Here is a 22,621-nt window from a genome sequence, read left to right on the forward strand (position 1 = left end):
CGCCATGACCACCACCGGGGCCGGGACGAGTGCTGTCGACACCGCCGCTACGGCCGACCGCGTGTTCGCCGCGCTCGCCAACGCCACGCGTCGCGAGGTGCTGCGCCTGCTGCGCGACGGCGGGCCGCAGCCCGTCCAGGCCCTGGCGGACCACTTCGCCATGCGCCGGCCCAGTCTCTCCGAGCACCTCAAGGTGCTCCGGGACGCCGGGCTGGTCTCCGAGCAGCGTTCCGGCCGGCAGCGCATCTACCGACTGGAGGCGGCTCCGCTCGCCGACGTACAGGACTGGCTCCATCCGTACGAGCGGTTCTGGCGCGAGCGACTGACGGGTCTCGGTGATCTGCTCGACCGCATGCCCGACGATGAGCCGACATGAGCATCCCGCCGACGGCCGCAGACGGTGACGACCTCACCGTCATTCGCGTCGATCAGTTCTTCCCCCACCCGCCCGCGAAGGTCTGGCGGGCGCTGACCGACCCCGGGCTGCTGGCGCAGTGGCAGATGCCGGGTTCCGAGGAGTTCCGCCTGGAGGTCGGCCACCGGTACCGGATGACCTCCGTGCCCCGCCCCAACACCGGCTTCTCCGGTGTCGTCGAGGTGTCCGTGCTCGGCTACGACGTCGAGCGGATGCTGCGCGTCCGGTGGGCGGACCCCGGCCCCGCCGGCACGGCGGACTGGACCATCACGTGGACGCTGGAACAGGAAGGGCGCGGAACGCGTCTGTTCCTAGTGCACGAAGGATTCGATCCGGACGATCCGGCGCAGTCGATGGCACGGAAGATCATGGACGGGGGCTGGCGGTCGCATGTCATGCGCGCCCTGGGGCAGGTGCTGGAACGGCTTCGGTAGCGCGGCCGTCAAAGCTGTAACCGCAGGAACACCCCCCGTGCACGTGCATCTGCCCGCGCATCTGCACATGAACAAGGTTATGATCCGCCTCAGTTGACCACTGCATCCATGGCCATACCAGCCAGTGCACCACCGGGGAGCGACCTGTGGATCACGACGTGTACGACGGTGACGTGTACGACGGTGACGTGCACCACGGCGCCGGTGCGTCCGGCGTGTACAACGGCATGGCCGCCACGAAGCTGCGTGGGGCTGCCTGGCAGAAGAGCCGGCACAGCAATTCGCAGGGGTCCTGCGTGGAGTTCGCGCAGCTGCCGGGCGGAAGAGTGGCGGTGCGCAACTCGAACTTCCCCGACGGTCCGGCCCTCGTCTACACGCGCGCGGAGATCGAGGCGATGCTCCTGGGCGTGAAGGACGGCGAGTTCGACCACCTGGTCGCGGGCTGAGTGCCGGCCACAGCATGCCGTGAGTGACGGGCGACGCGCAGTGACGCGCGTAGAACCCGGGCACCAAGAGGTGCCTGGGTTTCTCAGCCGTCGGTCTGGAGCCGGAACATCGCCCAGACGACCTTGCCGCTCAGCGTGCCGGCCAGCGGGTGCCAGCCCCAGCTGTCGCAGAACGAGTCGACGAGGAACAGCCCGCGACCGGACTCCGCCGAGAAGTCGTCGGTCTCGCGCGCGACCGGGCTGTCGTTGCTGGGGTCGCGCACGGCGCACACCAGTCGCTCGGTCCAGCGCATCAGGTGCAGGCGCACCTGTGGTGGCTCGTGGTCACCGTTCCTGGCCGCCGGGCGCGGGGCGACGGACGACAGGCCGTGGCGCAGGGCGTTGGTGACGAGTTCGGAGACCACCAGGCAGACGTCGTCGAAGCGGTGGCCCACATCCCACTGGTCGAGTGTTCTGCGGGTGAACTGCCGTGCCTCGCGCACCGCTTCGTAGCGGGCGGGCAGGGCGCAGGAGGCGGCGCTGGACACGGCCGTGGGATCCAGCGGCGGAAGGCCCTGCCGTAAAGGCTCGAGCATGGTCGATCCATTCGTCCCCATGCGAGGCACTCCCCCGGGAGTTCGCGGTCGTTGCGATGCAGCGGTGGCGCGGGACCATGGTTTCGGATGCGTACAGCAGATGCAAGGGCAGATGCACGTGCACGCGACCGAATTGGACCCTCCCGTACCACTTGTTGGTCATTTTTTCCGCCATCTTCACCTCGCCTGCTTGCCTTCTCCTTGCCCTGGACTTCCTCAAGGGATCCGGAATCTTTGGCTTCTTTCCATCTGTGTAACCGGACGAGTACAGCTCGGAGTGTTTTAGTGGCAGACTGCGGGCCCGGAAAGACGGTTGGGGAGGCTGGAACGTGAGCGCGGGAGAGCCCGGATCGGTGGTGCGGCGCATGCTGCTCGGCTCGCAACTCAGGAGACTGCGAGAGGCTCGGGGCATCACGCGCGAGGCGGCGGGGTATCACATCCGTGCCTCCGAGTCGAAGATCAGCCGGATGGAGCTGGGCCGGGTGAGCTTCAAGACGAGGGACGTCGAGGACCTGCTGACGCTGTACGGGATCGTGGACGAGACGGAGCGTACGTCGCTGGTGTCCCTGGCCCGCGAGGCCAATGTCGCGGGCTGGTGGCACAGTTACTCGGACGTCCTGCCGAACTGGTTCCCGACATACGTGGGCCTGGAGGGCGCGGCGTCGCTGATCCGCGCGTACGAGGTGCAGTTCGTGCACGGCCTGCTCCAGACGGAGGCCTACGCCCGTGCCGTGGTCCGGCGCGGCATGAAGGGCGCGAGCGAGGCCGACGTGGAGAAGCGCGTCGCGCTGCGCCTGGAGCGCCAGAAGCACCTCGTCGCGGAGAACGCCCCCGACTTCCACATCGTCCTCGACGAGGCGGCGCTGCGACGCCCCTACGGCGACCGCGAGGTGATGCGCGGCCAGCTGCAGCACCTGATCGAGTTCTCCGAGCGGTCCAACGTACGGCTGCAGATCATGCCGTTCAGCTTCGGCGGGCACTCCGGCGAGTCCGGTGCCTTCACCATCCTCGGCTTCCCGGAGTCCGACCTGTCGGACGTGGTGTACCTGGAGCAGCTCACCAGCGCGCTCTACCTGGACAAGGCGGAGGACGTCGCCCAGTACGAGAAGGCGCTGACGGAGCTCCAGCGGGACAGCCCGGGCCCGGACGAGAGCCGGGACCTGCTGCGGGGGCTGCTCCAGCTGTCCTGAAGGGTTCCCGGAGAGTTACTCCAACTCTGTTGCAACACAAGTACGATGACGTGTGATCAGGCACTGCTTCACCGGCAGGGATTGAGGAGTCACATGTCGTCCTACTTCACCGACCTGGCGCAGCAGTACATCGACGGCGAGTGGCGTCCGGGCAGCGGTTCCTGGGACATCATCGACTTCAACCCGTACGACGGTGAGAAGCTGGCCGCGATCACCATAGCCACGGCCGGCGAGATAGATCAGGCCTATCGCGCCGCCGCCCGCGCCCAGCGGGACTGGGCCGGGGCCGGGCCCCACGCCCGCCGCGCCGTCCTGGAGAAGGTGCTGCGGCTGGTGGAGGAGCGCGAGCTGGAGCTCACCGAGGCGATCATCGCCGAGCTGGGCGGCACGCGCGTGAAGGCCGGCTTCGAACTGCACCTCGCCAAGGAGTTCCTGCGCGAGGCCGTGAGTCTCACCACCCGCGCCGAGCACCGCCTGATCCCCTCTCCGGACCCCGGCAAGGAGAACCGTCTCTACCGCGTCCCGGTCGGCGTCGTCGGGGTGATCAGCCCGTTCAACTTCCCGTTCCTGCTGTCCCTGAAGTCGGTCGCCCCGGCCCTCGCCCTGGGCAACGCCGTGGTCCTCAAGCCCCACCAGGACACCCCCGTCGTGGGCGGCACGGTCATCGCCCGGCTCTTCGAGGACGCGGGACTGCCCGCCGGGGTGCTGAACGTCGTGGTCACCGACATAGCGGAGATCAACGACGCCTTCCTGGAGCACCCGGTCCCCAAGGTCATCTCCTTCACCGGCTCCGACAGGGTCGGCCGGCACGTCGCCACCGTCTGCGCCCAGCACTTCAAGCGCGCGATCCTCGAACTCGGCGGCAACAGCGCACTGGTGGTCCTCGACGACGCCGACCTCGACTACGCCGTCGACGCGGCCGTCTTCAGTCGCTACGTCCATCAGGGCCAGGTCTGCATGGCCGCCAACCGCATCCTGGTGGACCGCTCGGTCGCCGCCGCGTTCACCGAGAAGTTCGTCGCCAAGGTGCGCGGCCTGAAGGCCGGCGACCCGGGCGACCCGGAGACGGTCATCGGCCCGCTGATCAACTCCTCGCAGTCCGAGGCGATCACGTCCGTCGTCGACCAGGCGGTCGCCGAGGGCGCCACGGCACTGCTGCGCGGCTCCACGCGCGGCAACCTGGTCGAGCCGTCCGTCCTCACGGACGTCCCGGCGGACTCGGGGCTGCTCCGCCAGGAGATCTTCGGCCCGGTCGCGCTCCTCGTCCCCTTCGAGGGCGAGGAGGAGGCCGTGCGCCTCGTCAACGACACCCCGTTCGGCCTGAGCGGTGCCGTGCACACCGCCGACGTCGAGCGCGGCGTCCGCTTCGCCCAGCGCATCGACAGCGGGATGTTCCACGTCAACGACGGCACGGTGCACGACGAGCCGCTGGTGCCGTTCGGCGGCGAGAAGGACTCCGGGCTCGGCCGCCTGAACGGCGAGACCACGCTGGACGCGTTCACGACGCTCAAGTGGATCTCGGTGCAGCACGGGCGGAGTACGTTCCCGTTCTGAGGGTCCCGCCGAGGTGGAGGCCTGGGGGAAGTCGCGTCGGCCGCACCTCGCGTGACCGCGTCGTGGGCCGGCCGTCCGGGACCGGCCCCCGGGCGGCCCGGCGCGCGGCCTAACCTGGACGGCATGTCAGCGATCCGTCTCCTGGTGCTGGGTGCCGTCCGCCAGCACGGGCGGGCCCACGGGTACCAGGTGCGCAACGACCTGGAGTACTGGGGCGCCCACGAGTGGTCCAACGCGAAACCGGGCTCGATCTACCACGCCCTGAAGCAGATGGCCAAGCAGGGCCTGCTGCACGCGCACGAGATCGCCCCCTCCACCGCGGGGGGCCCGCCGCGCACCGAGTACGAGATCACGCCGGCGGGCGAGGAGGAGTACTTCACGCTCCTGCGCGACGCGCTGACCTCCTACGACCAGAAGGTCGACGTCAAGTCGGCGGCCATCGGCTTCATGGTCGACCTGCCGAGGGCGGAGGCGGTCGCGCTGCTGAAGGAGCGCATCCGGCGCATCGAGGAGTGGCGCGACGCCGTCACCGACCACTACGTCCCCGAGGAGGGGCCCGGGCAACTGGGCCACATCGGCGAGATCATGAACCTCTGGATCCACACGGCCGACGCCGAGGCCGAGTGGGCCAGGGGCGTGATCGGCCGTCTCGAGGGCGGCGCCTACACCTTCGCCGGCGAGGGTGAGCCGTTCGTGGCTGTGCTCGCCGAGGGCGAGGAGAACCCGTACGCGACACGGGAGCGGCATCCGGACGATCTCCGGTGACCGCATCCGCTCCACACTAATCAAGTTTGACCAACCCGTGGGGTGGGAATTATGGTCCTCCCGGTAGTCAAGATTGACTAGTGGTCTCGACCGGCGAGGGAGTGGCTCAGTGGCCGACACGGCGATCACCGTCGTAGGAGCACGCAAGAAGTACGGCAGCGGAAAAGACGTCAAACACGCACTGGACGGGCTCGACCTCACGGTCGGGCGCGGCGCGGTGCACGGAGTGCTCGGGCCGAACGGCGCCGGCAAGACCACCCTGGTCCGCATCCTGTCCACGCTGCTGCGCCCGGACGCGGGCCGGGTCGAGGTGGCCGGCCGCGACGTGGTGCGGGAGGCGTACGAGGTGCGGGTGCGCATCGGCCTGCTCGGCCAGCACGCCGCCGTGGACGAGGAGCTGAGCGGGTTCCAGAACCTGGAGATGTTCGGCCGCCTCTACCACCTGGGCGCCCGGCACGCGCGCGTGCGGGCCGGTGAGCTCCTGGAGCGCTTCGGCCTCGCGGACACCGGCCGCAAGGCGGTCAAGCAGTACAGCGGCGGCATGCGGCGCCGCCTGGACCTCGCCGCGTCCCTGATCACCGAACCGGAGGTGCTGTTCCTGGACGAGCCGACCACCGGCCTCGACCCGCGCGGCCGCGCCGAGGTGTGGGCGTCGGTCCGCTCCCTGACCGGCGGCGGTACGACGGTGCTGCTCACCACGCAGTACCTGGAGGAGGCCGATCAGCTGGCCGACCGTATCTCCGTCGTCGACCTCGGCCGGGTCGTCGCCGAGGGCACGACGGACGAGCTCAAGGCACTGACCGGCGGCGACAGGATCGACGTCGTCCTGCGCGACGCGGGACAGCTGGGCACCGCCGTCGCACTCCTGCCCGTACCCAAGGACGAGATCACCGTCGATGCCGACCGGCGGCTGCTCAGCGCACCGGTCACCGACCGGATGGCGGCGCTCGCCGGGGTCGTACGGGCGCTGGCGGAGGCCGGGATCGAGGCCGAGGACGTGGCCCTGCGCCGCCCCACCCTGGACGAGGCGTTCCTGCACCTGACCGCCGACCGTACGAAGGAGGCCGTATGACCACCCACGCCCTCACCGACTCCTGGACCATGACCCGCCGTGAACTCGCCCACTGGGCCCGGCAACCGGTCCAGGTCGCCGTCAATGTCGCCTTCCCCGTGATGCTGCTGGTGATGTTCGGCTACCTGATCGGCGGCGGGCGTGCCGTCACCGGCGCGTACATCGACTATCTGCTGCCCGGGATGCTCGCGCTCACCATGGCCTTCGGCCTGGAGGGCACGATGATCGCCGTCACCGAGGACCTCAACAAGGGGGTGATCGACCGCTTCCGGTCGATGCCCATGACCAACGGCGCGGTCCTGGTGGGCCGTTCGGTCGCCGACATGCTCCAGTCGGCACTCGCCCTCGCCGTCCTCATCGGCGTGGGCCTCGCCCTGGGCTGGCGTGCGCACGGCGGGCCGGTGGCCTTCCTCGGTGGCGTCGGGCTGCTGCTGCTGTTCCGGTTCGCGATGCTGTGGATCGGCATTCACCTGGCGATGGTCGCCGGGAAGCCGGAGCTGGTGCAGGCCGTGCAGATCCTCGTGTGGCCGATCGGCTTCCTGTCCAACGCGATCGCCACACCGGAGGCCATGCCCGGCTGGCTCGGCACGGTCGTCCAGTGGAACCCGATGTCCCAGACGGCGACCGCCGTGCGCGACCTGTTCGGCAATCCCGGCGGTGAGTCCGGTCACCTCTGGGCGGCCATCGTCTGGCCCCTGGCGCTGCTCGCGCTCTTCTTCCCGCTGGCGGTACGGCGCTTCGCCCGCCTCAGCCGATGAGACCGCCGATTCCGGCTTGCACCTAACGTGGCGTGAGGGCTCAGCGTGGAGGGCGTACCGAGAAAGGAGCGGAAGTGAGCTACTCCGTGGGACAGGTCGCCGGGTACGCCGGGGTCACGGTGCGCACCCTGCACCACTACGACGAGATCGGCCTGCTCGCCCCGAGCGAGCGCAGCCACGCGGGCCACCGGCGTTACAGCGACGCCGACCTCGACCGGCTGCAGCAGATCCTGTTCTACCGGGAGCTCGGCTTCCCGCTCGACGAGGTCGCCGCCCTGCTCGACGACCCGGCCGCGGACCCGCGCGCGCACCTGCGCCGCCAGCACGAACTGCTGACCGCCCGGATCGAGAAGCTGCAGAAGATGGCGGCGGCCGTGGAGCACGCCATGGAGGCACGCAACATGGGCATCAACCTCACTCCCGAGGAGAAGTTCGAGGTGTTCGGGGATCACGACCCGGACCAGTACGAGGACGAGGTGCGCGAGCGCTGGGGCAACACGGACGCCTACCGGCAGTCGCGCGAGCGCACCGCCTCCTACACCAAGGAGGACTGGAAGCGCGTCAACGAGGAGTTCGGCGCCATCCACCTGCGCATGGCCGAGCTGATGGCGGCCGGCACCCCGGCCGACTCCGAGGCGGCCATGGACACCGCTGAGGAGCACCGCCTGTTCATCACGCGGTCGTACTACGACTGCTCCCACGAGATGCACGGCTGCCTGGGCGAGATGTACGTCTCCGACCCCCGGTTCACGGCGACGTACGACAAGATCCGTCCCGGCCTCGCGGTCTATCTGCGGGACGCGATCAAGGCCAACGCGGCCCGTCGGGAGTCCTAGGAGTCCTGGCCCGGGAGCCCTGCTCCCGGGCCAGGACCACCGCCGCCGGGGAGCGGGACCGGCGCCGAGCGGACGCCCATGACCCCACGGCTTTGCCGCAGTCCGCCCACAGTGCATCCTGGGGACCCCGGTGGAACCTGGGCCGGACACTTTCCGTTGATAGCTTTGTCCGGCCGTATTGGACGCCGTACTTCCCGACCCCTCAGGAGCCCGGAACCGTGACGACGCTTGCCCTCGGACCGAGCTGGCTGGATCCGAACTATCTGCTGGACAGCTTCGGCATCTGGGGCCTGCTCCTCATCGTCTTCGCCGAATCGGGCCTGCTCATCGGCTTCTTCCTGCCGGGCGACTCGCTGCTGTTCACGGCCGGTCTGCTGATCACGTCCAAGCAGCTGGACTTCCCGTTGTGGGCGGCCATCGTGCTGATCTGCATCGCCGCGATCCTCGGCGACCAGGCCGGTTACATGTTCGGCAAGAAGGTCGGCCCGGCGCTCTTCACCCGCCCCGACTCCCGCTTCTTCAAGCAGGAGAACGTGACGAAGGCCCACGACTTCTTCGAGAAGTACGGCCCGAAGTCCCTGGTCCTGGCCCGCTTCGTGCCCATCGTGCGCACGTTCACGCCGATCATCGCGGGCGTCAGCGGCATGCGCTACCGCTCGTTCCTGATCTGGAACGTCCTCGGCGGCATCCTGTGGGGCGCGGGCGTGACCATGCTGGGCGCCTGGCTGGGCAACATCGGCTTCGTCAAGCAGAACATCGAGGCGATCCTGATCCTGATCGTCCTCGTCTCGGTGCTGCCGATCATCATCGAGTTCTGGCGAGCCCGCGCGAACAACAAGAAGAACCCGCCCGAGCAGCCCCGGACCGCTCAGCACCACCAGCCGACCCAGCAGCCCGTGATGGACGACGCCACGACCCAGCTCCGCCGCATCGAGCCGGACCACCGCGACGACCAGGGCTACGGCGAGCAGTACGGCGAGCAGTACGGCGGCCAGGGGTACGGCCAGCAGGGGTACGGCCGGCAGGGATACGGCCAGCAGGGATACCAGCAGCAGCCTCAGCAGCCGTACGCCCCGCAGTACCCGCAGCAGCAGTACCCGCAGCAAGAGCAGTACCCGCAGCCGTACCCGCAGCAAGAGCAGTACCCACAGCAGCAGTACGGCGGCCAAGGCGGGCAGCAGTACCCGTACGACCCCCACCGGCAGGGCTGACGGCCCTCAGGGGGCGCGGGGAACTGCGCGGCCGGCGCCCGCCAGCCGCACGCACCGAGCGGACGCACCGCCTGGTGGGCGCCCCGGGCGCCGTGGCCGCCGGGGCCGCCGTCAGAATCCCCGCGTCCGCTTGGCCGCCCGCCGCCCACCGGTGGCAGCACCCGGCAGCCGCAGGAACAGCCGCGAGATCTCCGATCCCAGGTTGACCCCGATCGCGATGGCCATCGCCAGCGCCGCGGCCTTGGTCAGCGACCCGAGCCCGGAATCCACGTCGTCCCCCGCGATCGACAGCAGCCCGAAGTACGTGGCGGAACCCGGCAGCAGCGGCCCGATGGCGGCCGTCGTGTAGGGCAGCGCGGACGCGTACCGGTACCGCGACAGCAACTGCCCGAAGAGCCCCACCAGCCCCGCAGCCGCCGCAGTGGAGGCGACCGGCGAGATTCCCCCGGCGTAGTGCATCGCGCCGTACACGACCCACGCGACGCCGCCGTTCAGCGTCACCGCGATCACCGTGGAGCGCTCCTGCTGCAACAGCACGGCGAAGGTCAGCGACAGCAGCATCGACGCCGCGATCTGCACCACCGGCCGCTCGGCGATGTGGAGCGCCGCCTCGGGGTCGAGCTGGGCACCGAGCTGAACGCCGAAGTACAGCACCACGAGCACGCCGGCGACGATGCCGACGAAGAAGTACATGACCTCCAGCAGACGCGCCGCCGCGGTGATGTAGAAGCCGGTCAGGCCGTCCTGCACGCCGGCCACCAGCGCCCGCCCGGGCAGCAGCGCGAACAGCCCACCGGTGATCACGGCGGACGCCTTCACGTCGACGTGCAGCAGGTTGAGCGCGACCCCCATCGCGGCCGGGGGCATCGCGGCCACCGTGAACTGGTAGAACTCCGGCAGCCCGCGCCCCGCGCACAGCCAGGCCAGCCGGTCGCCGAGCATCGCGCCCAGCGCGGCCGCGACGAACACGATCAGGTCACCGCCGACGAGCACCGAGGCCGCACCGGCGAGCAGCCCGCTCGCGGACGTCAGCACCCAGGTGGGGTACGGGTGCCGGTTGCGCCGGATCTCCGCCAGACGCCGGTACGCCTCCTCCAGGGAGAGATGCGTCTCCGGGTCGCTCAGGTCGTCGACGAGCTGGTAGACCGCTGCCAGGCGGGTGTAGTCGGTACCCCGCCGGCGTACCGTCCGGGCCGCCGACACGGGGTCGTCGACGAGGGACGGCTGGTACGAGATCGACAGCAGGGTGAAGGTGACGGTCGGCTCGCAGCGGTCCAGGCCGTAGGAGCGGCAGACCGCGAACATCGCCGCCTCCACGTCCTCGGCGCCCTCACCACCGGCCAGCAGCAGCTCACCGATACGCAGGGTCAGGTCGAGGACGCGCGGGACGGCCGGGCCGCCCTCCTCCTCGTGCTTCTGCACGGGCTCCGGGGCGGGCCGCTCGGCCACCGGAAGCCTCAGCATGGTGCGCATCCGGTCCTGCCACGGCACGTCCTTGGTGAGCCGCACCACGGGGATCCCGCTCGCCGGCGTGAACGCGGCCGGCGCGCTGCCCGAGCTGTACGTCCTCGGCGGGCTGAACGCCGACCCCTCGGGCTCGGCGGCGGGCGGCGACGGGACGTCGAGCCCGTCCGGCAGGGCGAACTCGGACGTCGTCTCCGGCTCGGCAGGCGCCCTGTGGAGTCCCAGACCCTCGGGGATCGCGAACTCGGATGTGACCTCCGGGTCGAACGTGCCCCTGGCCTCGTCCGACTGTGGCTTGCGGTCCTCCGCCTCCGTCACCTTGGCAGCGCTCCCTGTACGACACACCCAACAGGCCTCAGTATGCGCACAGACAAGCGGACGGGCCGCACACGCACGCGTGCGGCCCGTCTACCCGGGATGCGCGGACTCAGTGACCGCCCTGCTCCTCGAAGCGCTTGTAGGAACGCTCGATCTCGGCCTCGGCCTCGGTCCGGCCGACCCAGTTGGCGCCCTCGACGGACTTGCCGGGCTCCAGGTCCTTGTACACCTCGAAGAAGTGCTGGATCTCCAGGCGGTCGAACTCGGACACGTGGTGGATGTCGCGCAGGTGCTCCACACGCGGGTCGTGGGCGGGCACGCACAGCAGCTTGTCGTCACCGCCGGCCTCGTCGGTCATCCGGAACATGCCGATCGCACGGCACTGGATGAGGCAGCCGGGGAACGTCGGCTCGTCCAGGATGACCAGGGCGTCCAGCGGGTCGCCGTCCTCGCCGAGGGTGTTCTCGACGAAGCCGTAGTCGGCCGGGTAGCTGGTCGACGTGAACAGGCGGCGGTCCAGGCGGATCCGACCGGTCTCGTGGTCCACCTCGTACTTGTTGCGCGAACCCTTCGGGATCTCGATCGTGACGTCGAACTCCACCGGTGGCTCCTCCATGATCAACACACAGTTCTGGTGGTTAAGTGTCCCTCACGCAGGAGTGTGATCGCGAAAGGGGCTGGTGGTCGTGCCCGAGCTGAGGCCTTGGCAGGCCGCGAGAGCGCGTGTGGCGCGGGTCGCGAACGCCGTACGTCCCCGTCTCGCCCGGGCCCGCGCGGCTGTCGCGCCCCGGGTCACCCGGGGGGCGTCGGCCACGAAACCGCAGGTCGGGAGGTCGGTGGGGGCGAATCCGTGGCCGTACACCGCGGTCGCCGCCACCGCGGGCCTGGTGCTGGCCGCCGGTGTGGTGACCGTCGCAGGGCCCTGGGACTCCTCAGGCCAGCGTACGGCGGAGCGGGACCGGGCCGCCGCCCAGGACGGTGCGGGTGGCGCAGATCACGGCCGCGGCTCCGGGATGGCGGGCGCGCCGAAGCCCGCGCCCAGCGCGGCCTCGGTCCTGACGGGCCTCGGCGGCGCCACGAACGTCGTCAGGTCGGCGCCGAACGGCCGGGCGCTCGCGGGCGTCCTGGACCCCCTGCTGGCCGATCCCGCGCTCGGTGACCGCCGCACCGCCGTGGTCGTCGACCTGACCACCGGCAAGCGGCTCCACGGCAGCGGCGCCGACGAGGCGCTCACGCCCGCCTCCACGACGAAGATCGCCACCGCGGTCGCCGCCCTCTCCGCGCTCGGCTCCGAGCACCGCCTGACCACCCGCACCGTCTACGAGCCCGACACCAAGGAACTCGTCCTGGTCGGCGGCGGCGACCCCACCCTGACGGCCCGCAAGGACAGCGCCGGCCAGGCGAGTCTGCGCACCCTGGCCGCCAGGACCGCGGCCGCCCTGAAGGAGCGCAAGGTGCGACAGGTGACGCTGTCGTACGACAAGACCCTGTACGCCGGGCCCGAACTTCACCCCATCGGGGTCAACGCCAACCTCGCCCCGGTCAGCCCCCTGATGGCCGACGAGGCCCGGGTCGACAACTCGACCAGCGGGCCGGTGCAGCGGGTGCCGGACCCCGCGGCGCACGCCACCGGGCGGTTCGCCGAGTTCCTGAAGAAGCACGGCATCACGACGACGGCGCCCGGCCCGTCCAAGGCGACCAAGCGGGCCCAGCCCCTCGCCGAGGTCCAGTCACCACCGCTGTCCGCCCTGGTCGAGCGGATGATGACGGAGAGCGACAACGACATCGCCGAGGCCCTCGCCCGGCACACCGCCGTCGCCACCGGTCAGCGCGCCGACTTCGGCGGCGCCGGACGCGCGATCCAGGCCCAGCTGAAGAAGCTGGGCCTGCCGTTGCAGGGCGCCCGCTTCAAGGACGGCAGCGGCCTCGACCGCGAGGGCCGGCTCACCGCGAACCTGCTGTCCCGCCTGCTGCTGAAGGCCGCCGACCCGGCCCGCCCTGAAATGCGCCCCACCCTCACCGGACTGCCGGTGGCCGGTTTCACGGGCACGCTGACCGACCGGTACGCCGGCGGCGCGGCCGGCATCGTCCGCGCCAAGACCGGCACCCTCCGTGGCGTGAACACCCTGGCCGGGACGGCCGTCACCCGGGACGGTCATGTCCTCGGCTTCGCGTTCCTCACGTCCGGGGGATACGACGTTACGGCCGCCCGGACCGCCCTGGACCGGGCCGCGACGGCGCTGACGACGACCCGCTGAGCCGGCGCCCCCGGGCCGGGGCACCGGCCTCACGGGCCGTCACGCCCTGCCCGAAGTGGTGCCGCTCACGTACCGTTGACGCATGACGAGCATCGGTGCTTCTTCCGGGATGGTCGACTGGAACCTCGCGGTGGCGACCGCGACCCGGCTCGTGCGGCCGGGCCCAGAAGTCAGCCGCGACGAGGCCCGGGCCGTCGTCGCGGAGCTTCGCCGGCACGCCAAGGCCTCGGAGGGGCACGTCCGGGGCTTCACCCGGATGGGCACCGAGGAGACCCACGACACCCCGGTCCTGGTGGTCGACCGGCCCGGCTGGGTCCGGGCCAACGTCGCCGGGTTCCGGGAACTGCTCAAGCCGCTCCTCGGCAAGATGCAGGAGCGGCGCGGCAACAGCCCGGGCGGCGCCGTTCTCGGTGCCGTCGGCGGCAAGGTCACCGGCGTGGAGCTGGGGATGCTGCTGTCCTTCCTGTCCTCCCGCGTCCTCGGCCAGTACGAGACCTTCGCGCCGGCCACCCGCGACCTCCCGGCAGGCGAGAACGGCGGCGGCCGGCTGCTGCTCGTCGCGCCGAACATCGTGCACGTGGAGCGCGAACTCGACGTGGACCCGCACGACTTCCGCCTGTGGGTGTGCCTGCACGAGGAGACCCACCGCACCCAGTTCTCCGCGGTGCCGTGGCTGCGTGACCACCTGCAGGGTGAAATCCAGTCGTTCCTGGCGGAGACCGACGTGGACCCCATGACCGTCCTCGAACGCATCCGCGAAGCGGCCCAGACGCTCGCCGGGGGCCGCCCGGAGGGCGAGGAGGACGACGGCGGCCGGTCGCTGGTCGAGCTGGTGCAGACCCCCGCCCAGCGGGAGATCCTCGGCCGGCTCACCGCCGTCATGTCCCTCTTGGAGGGCCACGCCGATTTCGTGATGGACGGGGTCGGCCCGGACGTCGTGCGGACCGTCGGGGAGATCCGCGAGAAGTTCCAGCAGCGGCGCGCCAAGGGCGCCTCCCGCCTGGACCTCGCCCTGCGCAAGCTGCTCGGCCTGGACGCCAAGCTCAGGCAGTACCGGGACGGCGAGCGCTTCGTACGAGCCGTGGTCGACGAGGCCGGCATGGACGGCTTCAACCGGATCTGGACCTCCCCCAACACCCTCCCCACCAAGTCGGAGATCGCCAAACCGGCGGACTGGATCACGCGGGTGCACCGCAGGAGTGCGACATGAACCTGGGGTGAGACGTGGTGAACCGGATCCGGCCGACGGCAGGCGAACGCCCCTTCAATCACCCGTCCGAGGGACCGTGAGCCATGGGTAGGCGTGCAATGCTCGGGGAACGGCCCGGTTCTGTCACCATCTACACACTCTGAGTGACCGAGCTCGGGTTCACCCCCCGAAAACTTCATGAAGGGAACCGGACAATGGGTCCCCATCCTGCGGTCGCGGCGATACGCCTGGCGGTCCGCCGCGTCCTCCACGACATCCTCACCGAGTACAACTCCACCGCCCACGCCGCCGATCCCCACGAGCGTCCCCCCTCGCCGCTCGTGCTCGTGGCGTGCTCCGGCGGCGCCGACTCCATGGCGCTGGCCTCCGCGCTCGCCTTCGAGGCCCCCAAACTCGGCATGCGCGCGGGCGGCGTCACCGTCGACCACGGCCTGCAACCCGGCTCCGACCTGCGCGCCGAGGAGGTCGTGCTGCGGCTGCGCCAACTGGGGCTGGACCCGGTGGAGGCCACCGCCGTCCACGTCGGCCGCGACGGCGGCCCCGAAGCCGCCGCCCGGGACGCCCGGTACGCCGCCCTCGACGCCGCCGCCGCCCGCCACCGTGCCGCCGCGGTGCTGCTCGGCCACACCCGCGACGACCAGGCCGAAACCGTCCTGCTCGGCCTCGCCCGTGGCTCCGGCATCCGCTCCCTGTCCGGGATGGCCGCGGTCTCGGGGGCCGACGGCCGTTACCGGCGGCCCTTCCTCCAACTCGACCGGCAGACCGCCCGCAAGGCCTGCATGGTCCAGTCCCTGCCGGTCTGGGACGACCCGCACAACGCGGATCCGGCGTACACCAGATCGCGGCTGCGGCACGAGGGACTGCCCGCGCTGGAGAAGGCGCTCGGCAAAGGCGTCGTCGAGGCGCTCGCGCGGACGGCCCAGCTCTCCCGCGACGACGCCGACGCCCTGGACACATGGGCCAGCCAGGCCGAGGTCTCCGTCCGCGACGCCGCCGGTGGCCTCGAGTGCGCCAAGCTGTACGCCCTGCCGCCCGCGGTACGCCGCCGGATCCTGCGCCGGGCCGCCATCGAGGCCGGTGCGCCGGCCGGTTCTTTGTTCGCCCGTCACATCGAGGAAGTCGACCGTCTGATCACCGGGTGGCGCGGTCAGCGAGCCATCAACCTGCCGGGCAAAGTCGTCGCCCAGCGCCAGGGTGGCAGACTGGTGATTCGGCAAGGCTGAATCCGGGACGCTCCCACCGGACCGTGCACACGGTCCCGCGAAAGCCGCACACGCGGCCGGGACGCCCGGGGACGGCCGGTGGGACGACCGAAAGTGATGCGGGTGGACGCGAAAGACATGGGTGCCGACCTCCAGCAGGTGCTCATCACCAAGGAAGAGATCGACGCGAAGCTGGCCGAGCTGGCCGCGAAGATCGACGCGGAGTACGCGGGCAAGGACCTGCTGATCGTCGGAGTGCTCAAGGGCGCGGTGATGGTCATGGCCGACCTCGCCCGGGCGCTGTCCACCCCGCTCACCATGGACTGGATGGCGGTGTCGTCCTACGGCGCGGGCACCCAGTCCTCGGGTGTGGTGCGGATCCTCAAGGACCTCGACACCGACATCAAGGGCCGGCACGTCCTCATCGTCGAGGACATCATCGACTCCGGCCTGACCCTCTCCTGGCTGATCTCCAACCTCGGCTCCCGCGAGCCCGCCTCCCTGAAGGTGTGCACGCTGCTGCGCAAGCCGGAGGCCGCGAAGGTCGCCATCGACGTGGAGTGGGTCGGCTTCGACATCCCCAACGAGTTCGTCGTGGGCTACGGCCTCGACTACGCCGAGAAGTACCGCAACCTCCCCTTCGTCGGTACGCTCGCGCCCCACGTCTACGGCGGCTGAGCCAGTTGGCCCAAGCCTTGTAGGACGATCGGGAACCCCGGCGGGTTTCGCGCCGTTGGAGCATGCAGACGGGTTCGCCAGCCGTCCCGTGCGGCTTCGGGCACCATTGCTGGGGTACCGTCAGAAGAACTGTCTTATCAAACTCACTATGGCAGGAGGGACGGGGCGGCACCGCTCCGTATGGATGGACGTGAAGCGATACTTCCGTGGGCCGGTCATGTGGATCGTGCTGGCCGTCCTTGCCGTGGTCGTGTTGATGCAGGTCGTCGGCTCGTCCGGGGGCTACAAGACGGTGGACACCGGTCAGGTCGTCCAGGCGATCAATGACAACAAGGTCGAAGCTGCCAAGCTGACCACCGGCGACGAGCAGACCATCAAGGTCACGCTCAAGGACGGCCAGAAGATCGAGGACAGCTCCAAGATCCAGGCCAGCTACATCGGCGACCAGGGCGCCAACCTCGCCAGCACCCTGCAGGACAAGTACCAGAACAAGCAGATCCCGGACGGATACACGGTCTCGCCGACCAAGCAGAACGCGTTCGTCAGCATCCTGCTGTCCCTGCTGCCCTTCGTCCTCATCGTCGTCGTCTTCCTGTTCCTGATGAATCAGATGCAGGGCGGCGGCTCCCGGGTGATGAACTTCGGCAAGTCGAAGGCCAAGCTCATCACCAAGGACACCCCCAAGACGACGTTCACGGACGTCGCGGGTGCCGACGAGGCGGTCGAGGAACTCCAGGAGATCAAGGAGTTCCTCCAGGAGCCGGCCAAGTTCCAGGCCGTCGGCGCCAAGATCCCCAAGGGCGTGCTGCTGTACGGCCCGCCCGGCACCGGCAAGACGCTGCTCGCGCGTGCCGTCGCCGGCGAGGCGGGCGTGCCCTTCTACTCGATCTCCGGCTCCGACTTCGTCGAGATGTTCGTCGGTGTCGGTGCCTCCCGAGTCCGCGACCTGTTCGAGCAGGCCAAGGCGAACGCCCCGGCGATCGTCTTCGTCGACGAGATCGACGCGGTCGGCCGCCACCGCGGCGCCGGCCTCGGCGGCGGTCACGACGAGCGCGAGCAGACCCTGAACCAGCTGCTCGTCGAGATGGACGGCTTCGACGTCAAGGGCGGCGTGATCCTGATCGCCGCGACGAACCGGCCGGACATCCTCGACCCGGCGCTGCTGCGCCCCGGCCGCTTCGACCGGCAGATCGCCGTCGACCGCCCGGACATGCAGGGCCGTCTGGAGATCCTCAAGGTCCACCAGAAGGGCAAGCCGGTCGCGCCCGACGTCGACCTGTCCGCGGTCGCCCGGCGCACGCCCGGCATGACCGGCGCCGACCTGGCGAACGTGCTGAACGAGGCCGCCCTGCTGACCGCCCGCAGCGATCAGAAGCTGGTCGACAACAAGATGCTCGACGAGGCCATCGACCGCGTCGTGGCGGGCCCGCAGAAGCGGACCCGGATCATGTCGGACAAGGAAAAGAAGATCACCGCGTACCACGAGGGCGGACACGCCCTGGTCGCGGCGGCCTCGCCGAACTCCGACCCGGTCCACAAGATCACGATCCTGTCCCGTGGTCGCGCCCTCGGCTACACGATGGTGCTGCCGGACGAGGACAAGTACTCGACCACGCGCAACGAGATGCTGGACCAGCTTGCCTACATGCTGGGCGGCCGCGCGGCCGAGGAGCTGGTCTTCCACGACCCGACCACCGGTGCCGCCAACGACATCGAGAAGGCCACCAACCTGGCCCGCGCGATGGTCACGCAGTACGGCATGACGGAGCGTCTGGGCGCGATCAAGTTCGGCGGCGACAACAGCGAGCCGTTCCTCGGCCGTGAGATGGCTCACCAGCGCGACTACTCCGAGGAGGTCGCCGCGCTCGTCGACGAAGAGGTCAAGAAGCTCATCGAGACCGCGCACAACGAGGCGTGGGAGATCCTGGTCGAGAACCGCGACATCCTCGACAACCTGGTCCTGGCTCTCCTGGAGAAGGAGACCCTGGGCAAGGAGGAGATCGCCGAGATCTTCGCCCCGATCGTCAAGCGGCCGCCGCGTCCCGCGTGGACCGGCTCCTCCCGCCGCACGCCGTCGACCCGTCCGCCCGTGCTCTCCCCGAAGGAGCTCGCACTGACGAACGGCGCCAACGGCGCGACGGCGGCGATCACCGCGAAGAGCACGGCTGCGGAGCCCGCCCCGGCTGCCGAGCCGGCCGCCCCGGAGGACCGTCCCGAAGCCTGAGCCCAGGGCCGCTTCCCGCGGCCCCGCAGGCCCGGAATGGATGCCGCGCCACCCAGGTTCTAGCCTGGGTGGCGCGGCATCGACGTATGCGCACAGACGTATGCGCACAGAGGGGACGCGTTCTTCGTACGCGTCAGGCACAGGAACGAGGCACCACATGACCGACCCGGTGACGCTGGACGGCGAGGGCACGATCGGCGAGTTCGACGAGAAGCGCGCCGAGAACGCCGTACGCGAACTCCTGATCGCGGTCGGCGAGGACCCGGACCGCGAGGGCCTGAGGGAGACTCCGGCGCGGGTGGCGCGCGCGTACAAGGAGATATTCGCGGGGTTGTGGCAGCAGCCCGAGGACGTGCTGACGACGACGTTCGACATCGGGCACGACGAGATGGTGCTCGTGAAGGACATCGAGGTGTACTCGACCTGTGAGCATCACCTGGTCCCGTTCCGGGGCGTGGCTCACGTCGGGTACATCCCGGCCACCTCCGGCAAGATCACCGGGCTGTCCAAGCTGGCGCGGCTGGTGGACGTCTACGCCCGCCGTCCGCAGGTGCAGGAACGACTCACCACGCAGATCGCTGACTCCCTGATGGAGATACTGGAGCCGCGGGGCGTGATCGTGGTCGTGGAGTGCGAGCACATGTGCATGTCGATGCGGGGTATCCGCAAGCCGGGCGCCAAGACCATCACGTCCGCGGTCCGGGGTCAGCTGCGGGATGCGGCGACGCGGAACGAGGCGATGAGCCTGATCATGGCTCACTGACGCGGCCGGCGCCGCGCGGTCTCACGCGGCCGGTGCCGTGCCCGTGCCGTTGTGTTCGTCGTCCTCCGGGAGTTTGCAGACCTTCTCCAGGAAGATGGCGGCCGCTACGACGGCGACACCCGCCACGACCGAACAGCCGGCGTAGATGGCCTGGTCGCGGCGGGCCGGGATGTCCAGAGACTCCAGGAGAAAGGCGCCCGCGCCGCCGTACATGCCGGCGACCAGGGCGGCCACCAGAGCGCTGGCCTGGCCGAAGACGACGGCGCGGGCCGCCATCAGCGGGTCCACTCCCTTGGCGCCGGGACGGCGCTCGCGCTGGGCCCGCAGCCGGGCGCGCAGCGAGAGTGCCGTGGCGAGCAGCACCGCGGCGATCAGGGCCAGGACGACGGGGGCGGCGAGGGGGACGCTCGGGAGCGTACCGATCGAGTTCCACAGGCGGGCGCCCGCCCAGGACAGGATGCCGGCCACGACGAAGACTCCCGCCAGCACCCTGATGCGCAGCTCTCTCACGGTGTCCCTTCGGTTCCCCGGATCCCCGGACTGTGGTCGTCTCGACCTTAACGACTACTCGGGCAGCCGGAGTTCCAGGTCCCCGCGGGCGGCCACCCCGTCGTGGGTGACCGTGCCGAGCAGTTCGGCGACGGCGCCGCGGCCGGGCAGCTGGGCGTCGGGGTCCACGTCGTGCCAGGGGGCGAGGACGAAGGCGCGTTCGTGGGCGCGCGGGTGGGGGAGGGTGAGCGCGGGGTCGTCGGAGACGACATCGGCGTACGACACGATGTCGACGTCGAGCGTGCGCGGGCCCCAGTGTTCGTCGCGGATCCGGTGGAAGGCCTCCTCGACCGCGTGCGCCCGCTCCAGGAGCGAGGACGGGGGCAGGGTGGTCTTCAGGACCACGACGGCGTTGAAGTACGCGGGCTGGCTGCCGGGCTGGACGCCCCACGGCTCGGTCTCGTAGACGGGGGAGACGGCCTTGATCCGGACGCCCGGGGTGTCCTCCAGGGCGTCGATGGCGCCCTGGAGGGTCTCCAGGCGGTTGCCGAGGTTCGAGCCGATCGAGATCACGGCGCGTTTGGGGTTGTGCAGGGTGGTGTCGGCGGCGTCGACCCTCTCGACGACGGAGGCGGGTACCGGCTGTACGGTCGGGTCGCTGTGACCCTCGGTGAACGAGGCAGTCATACTCGGCTCCGGATGATGGTGACGGTCACGTCGTCGAAGGGGACGGTGATCGGTGCGTCCGGTTTGTGGACGTTGACCTCGACCTCCTGAACTCCCTCGTGCTTCAGACAGGCCTGGGCGATGCGCTCGGCGAGGGTCTCGATGAGGTTGACGGGCTCGCCCTCGACGACGGCCACGACCTCCTCCGCCACGATGCCGTAGTGCACGGTCTTCGCCAGGTCGTCGTCGGCCGCGGCCGGCCGGGTGTCCAGGCCGAGGACGAGGTCCACGATGAAGGTCTGGCCCTCCTCGCGCTCCCGGGGGAACACACCGTGGTGCCCGCGGGCCTTCAAGCCGCGCAGCGCGACACGATCCACGCGAATCACTCCTGCAATCGTCGGGTGCGACCGGTCCGTACCGTGTGCGGGCGGTAGACCGGCCTCGGACGAATCTACCTGCGGACACCGACAGCCCCCGGACACGGGGCCAGGGGCCACGGCGGGGGCCGGGAGGTTTCATCGTGTGTTTCCCCTGGGGAATCCGGCGGCTCACGGGTTGGTAGCCGCCCATACCCCCGGGTTCGTGATTCCAACCACTCCTTGGTTCCTTCGGGCCCTGTTCGGCCTCTCAGCCCCTCTACCGGGCGCCTACCCACTCAGGCGGTTGACTCGTCGTTCTCGTCCTCGGCGTTTTCGGTCAGCACGGGGGAGGCGTGGTGCGACCAGAGCTTCCAGCCGTCGGGCGTGCGCCGGAACACGTTCGTGGCGACCACCAGCTGGCCGACGAGGGGGCCCGGGCCGTCGCCGTCCTCGGGGGCGGGGCCACCGCTGAGGATGTTCTCCGTGCAGCTCACCAGGGCGGTGTCGCCGGTGACGGAGACGTGCACGTCGGTGAGGAAGAACTGGATGTAGTCGGTGTTCGCCATGATCAGGGCGTACGACCGCAGGACCTCGCCGCGGCCGGTGAGTACCGGCCAGCCGGGGTGCACGCAGGAGACCACGCCGCTGTCCGCCGGGTCGTGGTAGGTCTCGTCGACGCCCAGGTCGGAGGGGGTGAGCCAGAGCGTGGACAGCTCTTCGAAGTCGCCCCGCTCCAGCGTCTCGTAGAAAGCGGTGTTGGCGAGTTCGACCTCTTCGACATCGGTGTGGGGGGCGGTCACCGGGCTCCTTCCACGGCGCGTGCGACGCGTACGGCGTCCGCGGTGGCACGGACCTCGTGGACGCGCACGGCCCATGCGCCGGCGTGCGCCGCCAGCGCGGAGACGGCGGCCGTGGCAGCGTCCCGCTCCCGCGCCGGGGGCGGGGCCCCCTCCGGTCCCGCCAGCACGCGGCCGAGGAAACGCTTGCGGGAGGCCGCGACGAGCAGGGGGCGGCCCAGGGCCCGCAGGCGGTCGAGGTGAGCGAGCAGGGTGAGATCGTGCCCGGCGTCCTTGGAGAAGCCGAGGCCGGGGTCGATCACGATCCGGTCAGGGGCGACGCCGCCCTCCAGGACGGCCTCCACGCGCGCGTGCAGCTCGTCGGCGACCTCGGTGACGACGTCGTCGTACACGCCTTTGACGTTGCCGCCCTCCAGGAAGCCGCGCCAGTGCATGACGACGAAGGGGGCGCCGGTGCGGGCCACCACCGGGATCATCGCGGGGTCGGCGAGGCCGCCGCTGACGTCGTTGACGAGGGCGGCGCCGCCGGCGAGGGCCTGCTCGGCGACGGACGCGCGCATGGTGTCGACGGAGACGACGACGCCCTCGGAGGCGAGGCCGCGGACGACGGGGACCACGCGGCGCAGCTCCTCGGCCTCGTCGACCCGGGCGGCGCCGGGGCGGGTGGACTCGCCGCCGACGTCCACGAGGTCGGCGCCCTCGGTGACGAGGTCGAGGCCGTGCTTGACGGCGGCGGTGGTGTCGAACCAGCGGCCGCCGTCGGAGAAGGAGTCGGGGGTGACGTTCACGACTCCCATGACCGCGCAGCGGTCCCATTCCGGAAGGCCCGCGATCCGCCCGCGCCCGCTGTGGTTGCTCATACGTTCAGCGTAGGCCCAGGGTGGGGCCGGGCTCCTCACCTGGGCGGCCTTGACCGGGCGGCGGCGGCCAGGCGCGG

General features: G+C 70.4%; 24 protein-coding genes. 16 read left to right on the forward strand and 8 right to left on the reverse strand.

The window, feature by feature from the left end; all coding sequences use genetic code 11:
* Positions 1-4: 4 nt before the first annotated feature.
* The 3 genes from ACIHCM_RS07125 to ACIHCM_RS07135 all read left to right on the forward strand — a co-directional run bounded on the left by ACIHCM_RS07125 (position 5) and on the right by ACIHCM_RS07135 (position 1,295).
* Complete coding sequence (locus tag ACIHCM_RS07125; protein ID WP_399890323.1) at positions 5-376, forward strand: ArsR/SmtB family transcription factor; 372 nt, start codon at positions 5-7, stop codon at positions 374-376.
* On the forward strand, positions 373-849 hold the full coding sequence (locus ACIHCM_RS07130; protein ID WP_399890325.1) for an SRPBCC domain-containing protein: 477 nt from the start codon (positions 373-375) through the stop codon (positions 847-849). Before ACIHCM_RS07125 ends, ACIHCM_RS07130 begins: the two co-directional genes overlap by 4 nt.
* Positions 850-995: 146 nt before the next feature.
* The gene (locus ACIHCM_RS07135; RefSeq protein WP_399890327.1) at positions 996-1,295 is read left to right on the forward strand and encodes a DUF397 domain-containing protein; all 300 of its coding nucleotides are present in this window, start codon (positions 996-998) and stop codon (positions 1,293-1,295) included.
* An 83-nt stretch (positions 1,296-1,378) separates the two neighbouring features.
* On the opposite strand, the gene ACIHCM_RS07140 is transcribed toward ACIHCM_RS07135, so the two are convergent.
* Positions 1,379-1,870, reverse strand: coding sequence for an ATP-binding protein (locus ACIHCM_RS07140; RefSeq protein ID WP_399890330.1), 492 nt, complete (start codon positions 1,868-1,870; stop codon positions 1,379-1,381).
* A 365-nt stretch (positions 1,871-2,235) separates the two neighbouring features.
* On the opposite strand from ACIHCM_RS07140, the gene ACIHCM_RS07145 reads away from it, so the two are divergent.
* The 7 genes from ACIHCM_RS07145 to ACIHCM_RS07175 all read left to right on the forward strand — a co-directional run bounded on the left by ACIHCM_RS07145 (position 2,236) and on the right by ACIHCM_RS07175 (position 9,256).
* The gene (locus ACIHCM_RS07145; protein ID WP_399890589.1) at positions 2,236-3,060 is read left to right on the forward strand and encodes a helix-turn-helix domain-containing protein; all 825 of its coding nucleotides are present in this window, start codon (positions 2,236-2,238) and stop codon (positions 3,058-3,060) included.
* A 93-nt stretch (positions 3,061-3,153) separates the two neighbouring features.
* Complete coding sequence (locus tag ACIHCM_RS07150; protein WP_399890333.1) at positions 3,154-4,614, forward strand: aldehyde dehydrogenase family protein; 1,461 nt, start codon at positions 3,154-3,156, stop codon at positions 4,612-4,614.
* Between the two features lie 123 nt (positions 4,615-4,737).
* The gene (locus tag ACIHCM_RS07155; protein WP_399890336.1) at positions 4,738-5,379 is read left to right on the forward strand and encodes a PadR family transcriptional regulator; all 642 of its coding nucleotides are present in this window, start codon (positions 4,738-4,740) and stop codon (positions 5,377-5,379) included.
* A gap of 109 nt (positions 5,380-5,488) precedes the next feature.
* Positions 5,489-6,451: an ATP-binding cassette domain-containing protein gene (locus tag ACIHCM_RS07160; RefSeq protein ID WP_399890339.1), complete on the forward strand. Its 963-nt coding sequence runs from the start codon at positions 5,489-5,491 to the stop codon at positions 6,449-6,451.
* Complete coding sequence (locus tag ACIHCM_RS07165; RefSeq protein WP_399890342.1) at positions 6,448-7,209, forward strand: ABC transporter permease; 762 nt, start codon at positions 6,448-6,450, stop codon at positions 7,207-7,209. The genes ACIHCM_RS07160 and ACIHCM_RS07165 overlap by 4 nt, the downstream gene beginning before the upstream one ends.
* Before the next feature lie 74 nt (positions 7,210-7,283).
* Entirely contained in the window at positions 7,284-8,045 is a 762-nt protein-coding gene (locus ACIHCM_RS07170) for a MerR family transcriptional regulator (protein WP_399890345.1), read from the forward strand.
* 218 nt (positions 8,046-8,263) lie between these two features.
* Positions 8,264-9,256, forward strand: coding sequence for a DedA family protein (locus ACIHCM_RS07175; RefSeq protein WP_399890348.1), 993 nt, complete (start codon positions 8,264-8,266; stop codon positions 9,254-9,256).
* A 111-nt stretch (positions 9,257-9,367) separates the two neighbouring features.
* Here ACIHCM_RS07175 and ACIHCM_RS07180 read toward each other — a convergent pair whose 3' ends face one another.
* Both ACIHCM_RS07180 and ACIHCM_RS07185 read right to left on the reverse strand, forming a co-directional pair.
* On the reverse strand, positions 9,368-11,038 hold the full coding sequence (locus ACIHCM_RS07180; RefSeq protein WP_399890351.1) for a threonine/serine exporter ThrE family protein: 1,671 nt from the start codon (positions 11,036-11,038) through the stop codon (positions 9,368-9,370).
* 109 nt (positions 11,039-11,147) lie between these two features.
* Positions 11,148-11,639 carry an inorganic diphosphatase gene (locus tag ACIHCM_RS07185; protein ID WP_196460818.1) on the reverse strand — a complete coding sequence of 164 codons (492 nt, stop codon included), beginning with the start codon at positions 11,637-11,639 and terminating at the stop codon, positions 11,148-11,150.
* Positions 11,640-11,718: 79 nt separating this feature from the next.
* Here ACIHCM_RS07185 and dacB point away from each other — a divergent pair, with 79 nt between their 5' ends.
* From dacB to folE, 6 genes are all read left to right on the forward strand, one after another.
* On the forward strand, positions 11,719-13,296 hold the full coding sequence (gene dacB / locus ACIHCM_RS07190; protein ID WP_399890355.1) for a D-alanyl-D-alanine carboxypeptidase/D-alanyl-D-alanine-endopeptidase: 1,578 nt from the start codon (positions 11,719-11,721) through the stop codon (positions 13,294-13,296).
* An 82-nt stretch (positions 13,297-13,378) separates the two neighbouring features.
* Positions 13,379-14,506, forward strand: a complete 1,128-nt coding sequence (locus tag ACIHCM_RS07195) for a zinc-dependent metalloprotease (protein ID WP_393112736.1) — start codon at positions 13,379-13,381, stop codon at positions 14,504-14,506.
* Between the two features lie 194 nt (positions 14,507-14,700).
* Positions 14,701-15,729 carry a tRNA lysidine(34) synthetase TilS gene (gene tilS, locus ACIHCM_RS07200; protein ID WP_399890359.1) on the forward strand — a complete coding sequence of 343 codons (1,029 nt, stop codon included), beginning with the start codon at positions 14,701-14,703 and terminating at the stop codon, positions 15,727-15,729.
* Positions 15,730-15,825: 96 nt separating this feature from the next.
* A complete protein-coding gene (gene hpt, locus ACIHCM_RS07205; RefSeq protein ID WP_276110394.1) occupies positions 15,826-16,386 on the forward strand; it encodes a hypoxanthine phosphoribosyltransferase in 561 nt (186 codons plus the stop codon).
* 184 nt (positions 16,387-16,570) lie between these two features.
* Complete coding sequence (gene ftsH / locus ACIHCM_RS07210; RefSeq protein ID WP_399890362.1) at positions 16,571-18,610, forward strand: ATP-dependent zinc metalloprotease FtsH; 2,040 nt, start codon at positions 16,571-16,573, stop codon at positions 18,608-18,610.
* Positions 18,611-18,767: 157 nt separating this feature from the next.
* Entirely contained in the window at positions 18,768-19,373 is a 606-nt protein-coding gene (folE, locus tag ACIHCM_RS07215; RefSeq protein ID WP_399890365.1) for a GTP cyclohydrolase I FolE, read from the forward strand.
* Positions 19,374-19,394: 21 nt separating this feature from the next.
* On the opposite strand, the gene ACIHCM_RS07220 is transcribed toward folE, so the two are convergent.
* From ACIHCM_RS07220 to folP, 5 genes are all read right to left on the reverse strand, one after another.
* Entirely contained in the window at positions 19,395-19,883 is a 489-nt protein-coding gene (locus ACIHCM_RS07220) for a DUF3180 domain-containing protein (protein WP_399890369.1), read from the reverse strand.
* A 54-nt stretch (positions 19,884-19,937) separates the two neighbouring features.
* Complete coding sequence (gene folK, locus ACIHCM_RS07225) at positions 19,938-20,549, reverse strand: 2-amino-4-hydroxy-6-hydroxymethyldihydropteridine diphosphokinase (protein WP_399890372.1); 612 nt, start codon at positions 20,547-20,549, stop codon at positions 19,938-19,940.
* Complete coding sequence (gene folB, locus ACIHCM_RS07230; RefSeq protein ID WP_399890375.1) at positions 20,546-20,905, reverse strand: dihydroneopterin aldolase; 360 nt, start codon at positions 20,903-20,905, stop codon at positions 20,546-20,548. Before folB ends, folK begins: the two co-directional genes overlap by 4 nt.
* Before the next feature lie 278 nt (positions 20,906-21,183).
* Positions 21,184-21,687: a nuclear transport factor 2 family protein gene (locus ACIHCM_RS07235; RefSeq protein ID WP_399890378.1), complete on the reverse strand. Its 504-nt coding sequence runs from the start codon at positions 21,685-21,687 to the stop codon at positions 21,184-21,186.
* Positions 21,684-22,544 carry a dihydropteroate synthase gene (folP, locus tag ACIHCM_RS07240; RefSeq protein ID WP_399890381.1) on the reverse strand — a complete coding sequence of 287 codons (861 nt, stop codon included), beginning with the start codon at positions 22,542-22,544 and terminating at the stop codon, positions 21,684-21,686. The genes ACIHCM_RS07235 and folP overlap by 4 nt, the downstream gene beginning before the upstream one ends.
* Positions 22,545-22,621 lie beyond the last annotated feature (77 nt).

The organism is Streptomyces sp. NPDC052023, assembly GCF_044548465.1.
In the GTDB taxonomy this organism is placed as follows: Bacteria; Actinomycetota; Actinomycetes; order Streptomycetales; family Streptomycetaceae; genus Streptomyces.